At 73.9% G+C, this 7,163-nt stretch carries 5 protein-coding genes; 1 reads left to right on the forward strand and 4 read right to left on the reverse strand.

All coding sequences use genetic code 11. From position 1 onward, the window contains the following. Positions 1-69: 69 nt before the first annotated feature. From ABZ318_RS04340 to ABZ318_RS04350, 3 genes are all read right to left on the reverse strand, one after another. Entirely contained in the window at positions 70-495 is a 426-nt protein-coding gene (locus tag ABZ318_RS04340; protein WP_356900972.1) for a hypothetical protein, read from the reverse strand. Positions 496-574: 79 nt separating this feature from the next. Then, complete coding sequence (locus ABZ318_RS04345; protein WP_356900973.1) at positions 575-931, reverse strand: hypothetical protein; 357 nt, start codon at positions 929-931, stop codon at positions 575-577. A gap of 94 nt (positions 932-1,025) precedes the next feature. Next, complete coding sequence (locus tag ABZ318_RS04350; protein WP_356900974.1) at positions 1,026-4,748, reverse strand: ABC transporter ATP-binding protein; 3,723 nt, start codon at positions 4,746-4,748, stop codon at positions 1,026-1,028. Positions 4,749-4,897: 149 nt separating this feature from the next. Here ABZ318_RS04350 and ABZ318_RS04355 point away from each other — a divergent pair, with 149 nt between their 5' ends. Further along, positions 4,898-5,269, forward strand: a complete 372-nt coding sequence (locus ABZ318_RS04355; RefSeq protein WP_356900975.1) for a hypothetical protein — start codon at positions 4,898-4,900, stop codon at positions 5,267-5,269. A gap of 111 nt (positions 5,270-5,380) precedes the next feature. On the opposite strand, the gene ABZ318_RS04360 is transcribed toward ABZ318_RS04355, so the two are convergent. Next, on the reverse strand, positions 5,381-7,063 hold the full coding sequence (locus tag ABZ318_RS04360) for a thiamine pyrophosphate-binding protein (RefSeq protein WP_356900984.1): 1,683 nt from the start codon (positions 7,061-7,063) through the stop codon (positions 5,381-5,383). Positions 7,064-7,163: the final 100 nt, after the last annotated feature.

Raw genomic sequence — 7,163 nt, forward strand, 5'->3', positions numbered from 1 at the left:
CGAACCTAGCGGGGGCAACGTGCGGACCGCCAGACCCAGTTGATCCTTACTCTTGGACTTATCCGTCCATCAGCACAGGATCCAGCCCGTCGCCGTGCCCCGGCCCGCCACCGAACCGGTCGCCTTGACGCAGCGGTTGAGGGCGTGGACGGTCAGGGGGCCCGCCTGCCGGTCGAAGCGCCCGGCCCGGACGACGGGGCGGGCGCCGCGCGGCTGGAGCGAGACGGCCATCGGGCGGCGGGGGCCGGGGCGCGTGGCGACGGTGACGGCGCAGACGTACTGGCGGGTCCGGTAGAGGCGCAGTTCCCCGGTGGCGAAGGTGATCGTCCGGGTGGGCCGGCCGTGGCAGACGGAGGCGGCGTCGGCGGTCCCGCCGCCGGGGCCCGGGCCGGGGAGGAGGAGCAGCGCGAGGGCGGCGAGGAGCGGGGCGAGCACGCGGGCGAGGGCGCGGGCGGGTGCGGGGCGGTGGTGCCCTTCGGACCGGTCCGTGGTCATGCGTTCCCCTCCCTGGGCGAGTCGTCGTACGGCCGTACGACGCACGACACCCCGGAATGGTTGCCTCCGCGTGTGCCGGTTACCCGAAGGTCGTCATGACCAGCATCACGAAGACGGCCTCCGCGCCGAACTGGACGCGGAACGCGGTCCGGGCGACGGACGTACGAGCCGCGCTCTGGGCGATCACGAAGGCCACGGCCGCCACGGCGAGGCTCCCGAGGTACGCGTAGCCGGGGGTGGAGCCGCAGCCGTCCCCGTACCCGACGCAGCGGGCGGCGTTCTCCGTGGTGAGGGCGACGATGCCGGCGAGCACGGTCGCCGGGACGAAGAGGCCCGCCCAGATCAGGGACAGCTTCCGCAGGCGCCGGCCGGCCACCTCGGCGGCCGGGGGAACGGCGGGCGAGGCGGTGGCGCGGGCGCGGGTCTCGTTGCTCATGTCCCCGATCCAAGCCCACGGGACGACGGCGGGGGATCCGCCGGGATACTCACCCGGCGGATCCCCCGTACTCAGGCCCGCTGCTCGGAAGCGGTCAGACCCGCTCCGGCTCCGGCTCCTCCGCCTCCCCGATGAAGGTGTTCCACAGCGTCGCGTAGCGGCCGCCCAGGGCGAGGAGCTCGTCGTGGGTGCCGTCCTCCGCGACCCGGCCGTGGTCCATGACGACCACGCGGTCGGCACGGGCGGCCGTCGTCAGCCGGTGGGCGACGACGAGCGTCGTGCGGCGGCCCGCGAGCCGGTCGGTGGCCTGGTTGACCTGGGCCTCGGTCGCCAGGTCCAGGGCCGCCGTGGCCTCGTCCAGCAGCAGGACGTCCGGGTCGACGAGCTCGGCGCGGGCCAGGGCGATCAGCTGGCGCTGCCCGGCGGAGAGGTTCCGGCCGTGCTCGGCGACCTCGTGGAGGTAGCCGCCGTCGAGCGTGGCGATCATGTCGTGCGCGCCGACCGCGCGGGCCGCCGCCTCGACCTCGGCGTCGGTCGCCTCGGGGCGGCCGTACGCGATGGCGTCGCGGATCGTCCCGGCGAAGAGGTACGCCTCCTGGGGGACGACGCCGAGCCGGTGGCGGTACGCGGTGAGGTCGAGGTCCCGCAGGTCGGTGCCGTCGGCGGTGACCCGGCCGCTCGTCGGGTCGTAGAACCGAGCGACCAGCTTGACCAGCGTGGACTTCCCGGCTCCGGTCTCGCCGACGAAGGCGACGGTCTGCCCGGCGGGGATCCGCAGGTCGATCCCGGTGAGGGCCGGCTCCTCGTCCCCGTACGCGAACGACACGTCCTCGAAGGCGATCTCGCCGCGCAGCGAGGGCACGTCCAGGGGCGCGTCGGCGGCGGCCGTCGACGTCGGCTCCTGGAGGAGCTCCTGCATCCGCTTCAGCGAGACGGCGGCCTGCTGGTAGCCGTCGAAGACCTGCGAGAGCTGCTGCACGGGGGCGAAGAAGAGGTCGATGTAGAGGAGGTAGGCGACGAGGGCGCCGGTGGTGAGGGTGCCGGCCTCGATGCGGTTCGCGCCGACGATCATGACGGCGGCGGCCGCGACCGAGGACAGCAGGGTCACGAACGGGAAGTAGACCGAGATCAGCCACTGGCCCCGGACGCGCGCCTCGCGGTACGCGTCGCTGCGCTCCGCGAACCGGGCCGCGCCCGAGCGCTCGCGGCGGAAGGCCTGCACGATCCGCAGGCCGGAGACCGACTCCTGGAGGTCGGCGTTGACGACGCTGATCCGCTCGCGCGCCAGCTCGTACGCCTTCACGCTGGAGCGGCGGAAGTAGTACGTGCCGATGGCGAGGACCGGCAGGGTCGCGAAGACGACCAGGGCGAGCTGGAGGTCGAGCACGAGCAGCGCGACCATGATCCCGAAGAAGGTGACGACCGAGACGAAGGCGGTGACCAGACCCGTCTGCAGGAACGTCGACAGGGCGTCGACGTCCGTGGTCATCCGGGTCATGATCCGGCCGGTGAGCTCGCGCTCGTAGTAGTCGAGGCCGAGCCGCTGGAGCTGGGCGAAGATCTTCAGGCGCAGCGCGTAGAGGACCCGCTCGCCGGTGCGGCCGGTCATCCGGGTCTCGGCGGTCTGCGCGACCCACTGCACGAGGACGGTGACCAGGGCGAGCGCGGAGGCCGCCCAGACGGCGCCGATCGCGAGCCGGTTCACGCCCTCGTCGATGCCGTGCCGGATCAGGACCGGAAGCAGCAGGCCCGCGCCCGCGTCGAGGGCGACCAGACCGAGGCTGATGAGCAGCGGGACGCCGAAGCCGCGCAGCAGCCGGCGCAGGCCGTACGCGTCCTCGGGCGACACGGCCCGGGCCTCGTCGACGTCGGGGACGTCGGTGGCGGGCGGCAGGGCCTCGACGGCGGCGAGCAGCTCGGGGGTCGCCCCGGGCGCGGGGCTTTCGCGGCCGGTGGTCTCGTCCCGTACCCACAGGGTGGGGGTGATGCCCCGCTCGGCGTCGAACTCGGCGTCCAGCTCGGCCCGCAGCGTGCGGTCCTCGGGGAGCTCGTCCGGCGGCGTGACGTGGCCGGGCGAGACGGCGCCGAGCTCCTCGGGGTCGGTGAGGAGGCGGCGGAAGAGCGGGGAGCGCTGCTCCAGCTCGGCGTGGGTGCCGATGTCGGCGAGGCGTCCCTCGTCGAGGACGGCGATGCGGTCGGCGAGGCCGAGGGTGGAGCGGCGGTGTGCGATGAGCAGGGTCGTGCGGCCCGCCATCACCGACTTCAGGGCCTCGTGGATCTCGTGCTCGACCTTGGCGTCGACGGCGGAGGTGGCGTCGTCGAGGAGGAGGAGCCGGGGGTCGGTGAGGATCGCGCGGGCGAGCGCGACGCGCTGGCGCTGGCCGCCGGAGAGGGTGAGGCCGTGCTCGCCGACCTTGGTGTCGTAGCCCTTGGGCAGCTCGGCGATGAAACGGTCCGCCTGGGCGGCGCGGGCGGCGGTCTCGATCTGCTCCCGGGTGGCGTCGGGGACGCCGTACGCGATGTTCGCCGCGACCGTGTCGGAGAAGAGGAAGGAGTCCTCGGGGACCAGGCCGACGGCGGCGCGCAGCGAGTCGAGGGTGAGTTCGCGGACGTCGTGGCCGCCGACGAGGACGGCGCCGTGGGTGACGTCGTAGAAGCGGGGCAGGAGGAGCGAGACGGTCGACTTGCCGGAGCCGGAGGCGCCGACGACGGCGACGGTCTCGCCGGGCCGGATCTCCAGGGAGAACCCGTCGAGCACCGGTCGCCCGTCCTCGTACGCGAAGGAGACGTCGTCGAACTCGACGGTCGCGGGCGCGTCCGCCGGAAGCTCCTTGGTCCCGTCCTCGATCACCGGCTCGGTGTCGATGAGGTCGTAGACCCGCTCGACGCCGGCGCGGGCCTGCTGGCCCACGGTGAGGACCACGGCGAGCATGCGGACCGGGCCGACGAGGGAGGCCAGGTAGGAGGAGAAGGCGACGAAGGTTCCGAGGGTGATCTGGTGCCGGTAGGCGAGCCAGCCGCCGAGCGCGAGGACGGCGACCTGGCCGAGGGCGGGCACGGCCTGGAGGGCGGGGGTGTACTTCGAGTTCAGCCGGATCGTGCGCAGCCGGCCCGCGAAGAGCTTCCGGCCGGCCTCGCGGATCTTGCCGGTCTCCTGGTCCTCCTGGCCGAAGCCCTTCACGACCCGGACGCCGGTCACGGCCCCGTCGACGACGCCGGCGACGACGGCGGCCTGCTGCTGGGCGTGCCAGGTGGCGGGGTGGAGGCGGGTGCGGCTGCGTTTGGCGATCCACCAGAGGGCGGGGGCGACGGCGAGCGCGACGAGGGTGAGCGGGATCGACAGCCAGGCCATGACGGCCAGCGAGATGAGGAACAGCAGGATGTTCCCGATGGTCATCGGGAGCATGAAGAGAAGACCCTGGATCAGCTGGAGGTCGCTGGTGGCACGGCCGACGACCTGTCCGGTGGACAGCTCGTCCTGCCGGCGCCCGTCGAGCCGGGTGACCGTGCCGTACATGTCGGTCCGCAGGTCGTGCTGGATGTCGAGGGCGAGGCGTCCGCCGTAGTAGCGGCGGACGTAGGTGAGGAGGTAGACGAGGACGGCCGCGCCGATGAGCAGCCCCGTCCAGACGCCGAGGCTCCGGGTCTTCGTCCCGATGACGTCGTCGATGATCACCTTGGTGACGAGCGGCACGAGGGCGAGCACGGCCATGCCCGCCAGTGAGGATCCCAGGGCGAGCAGCGTGTTCGCCTTGTACCGCCACGCGTACCCGGCCAGCCTGCGCGCCCAGCCCCGCTGTTTCTCCCCGACCGCCACGAGGTCCTCCCATTCGTCCTGCTCTACCGGAAGGCCCAACACGGCCGACGTGCGATTTCATCCCGCCGCAACAATTGCCGCCGGAGCGGGTAGGACTCCTCGGGGCCGCCGACGGGGCGGTGCCGTGGGCGGAGGGGAAGGGGAGGTCCGTGGGGAAGGTCGAGGACGGCAGGCCGTACCAGTGGGGGCGGCTGTACGCGGCGCTGCGGGCGGTACGGGGGCTCGCGTCGGCCGGCCGGGTGGTCCCGGCGACGGACCGGGAGCTGAGGGACACGACCAGCAGGCCGCGGACGGTCTTCGAGGGCTTCCTACGGACCGCGGGCCTCGACGTGCTGGCCGCCCGGGGGCGGGGCGGAGCCGTCGCCGAGGCGGCGGCGGTGGCCTTCGCCGACGTGGCGCTGCTGATACCCCCGGAGGCCATGGGCCGCGAGAACCTCACCCCGCAGACGGAGCACTTCCGCCAGGGGTACGAGGCACAGCTCGCCGCGTACCGGAAGGCCTGGGAGGGGCTCGTCGACTGAGCGGACGACCCGCCCGGCCCGCGTGGGGGCCGGGCGGGTCCGCTCTCAGTCCGTCGCGGGCCGGGCGGGTCCGCTCAGTCCGTCGCGGGCCGGGCGGGTCACCGGCGCCCGTCACAGGTGCGTCGGCTCGAACATCCTCAGGAGGGCCGGGAGGACCACCACCGACGGGCCCGGGGTGGCGAGGGCCTTCGCGAGGTCCGTCGCCAGGTTCTCCGGGGTCGTCAGGGCGGCGGGGACGCCGAAGGACTCGGACAGGGCGACGAAGTCCGGGCGGGTGAGCTCGGTGGCCGTGGCCTCGCCGAACGCACCCGTCATGTACTCCCGCAGGATCCCGTAGCCGCCGTCGTCGACGATCAGCCAGGTCACGTCGAGGCCGTACTGCTTCGCCGTCGCCAGCTCCGCGATCGAGTACATCGCGCCGCCGTCGCCGGAGACCGCGAGGACCGGCTGGGACGGGTCGGCGGCGGCCGCGCCGAGGGCGGCGGGGAAGCCGTAGCCGAGGCCGCCCGCGCCCTGGGCGGAGTGCATCGTGTTCGGGTGCCGCGCGTCGAAGGCCGACCACGCCCAGTACGCCAGGATCGTCATGTCCCAGAAGCTCGGGGCCCGGTCCGGGAGCGCCTCCCGGACCGCCGCGACGATCCGCTGCTCCAGGCCGAGGTCCTGGGCGGCGATCCGGTCCCGCACCTTGCCCAGGACGGCCGCGACCCGCTCGGCGGCGGCCGGGTCCGTCCGCTCCCCGACCGTCTCCAGGAGCGCCTGGAGCGCGAGGCGGGCGTCCGCGTGGATGCCGAGCGCGGGGTGGTTGGACTCCAGCTTGCCCGCGTCGGCCTCGATCTGGACCACCCGGCCGCGCGGGGCGAACGTGTGGTAGTTCGAGGACAGCTCGCCGAGGCCCGAGCCGACGACGAGGAGGACGTCGGCGTCCTCCAGGAAGTCCGTGGTGTGCCGGTCCTCCAGCCAGGACTGGAGGGACAGCGGGTGCTCCCAGGGGAAGGCGCCCTTGCCGCCGAAGGTGGTGACGACGGGGATGTCGAGCTTCTCCGCGAGCGCGAGGAGCTTGCCGGAGGCGTCGGAGCGGACGACCCCGCCGCCCGCGATGATCGCGGGCCGCTCGGCGTTCTCCAGGAGGTGCGCGGCGAGTGCCGTCAGCTCGGGGCGCGGGACGACCTCCTCGGGCGTCGCGTCCATGGCGGTGACCACCGGCAGGCTCGTCCCGGCGAGGAGCACGTCCTGCGGGATCTCCACCCAGACCGGCCCGTGCGGGGCGGTGAGCGCCGACTCCCAGGCCGCCGCGATCGCGGAGGGGATCTGGGACTGCGTACGGACCGTGTGGACGGACTTCACGACGTCCCGGAAGGAGGCCTGCTGGTCGCGGAGCTCGTGGAGGTAGCCGTGCCGGCCGCCGCCGAGCCCGGCCACCGGGATCTGGCTGCCGATGGCGAGGACGGGGGCGGAGGCGGCGGCCGCCTCCTGGAGCGCGGCGAGCGACATGAGCGCGCCGGGGCCGGTGGAGAGCAGCAGCGGGGCGGCCTCGCCGGTGATCCGGCCGTACGCGTCGGCGGCGAAGCCAGCGTTGTTCTCGACGCGGAGGCCGACGTAGCGGAGGTCGGAGCGGCGGAGGGCGTCGAACATGCCGAGGGCGTGCTGGCCGGGGAGTCCGAAGACGGTGGTGGCGCCGAGGCCGGTGAGGGTCTCGACGACGAGGTCACCGCCGTTCCGCCCTGCGGGCGGGTTGAGCGCGGCCTCGATCTGTGCGGCGGTGGGCCGGAGTACCAGGTCGTGGTCGTGGGTCATCGGCGGCGCCCGGGTGTACAGCTGGATCGGCGGAGACCGCCCCGACGAGGTGGCGAGCGAGGCCCTGGCCCGCAAGAACGAGGGCTTCACCGCCATCAAG

It is taken from the genome of Streptomyces sp. NPDC006197, assembly GCF_040613865.1.
In the GTDB taxonomy this organism is placed as follows: domain Bacteria; phylum Actinomycetota; class Actinomycetes; order Streptomycetales; family Streptomycetaceae; genus Streptomyces.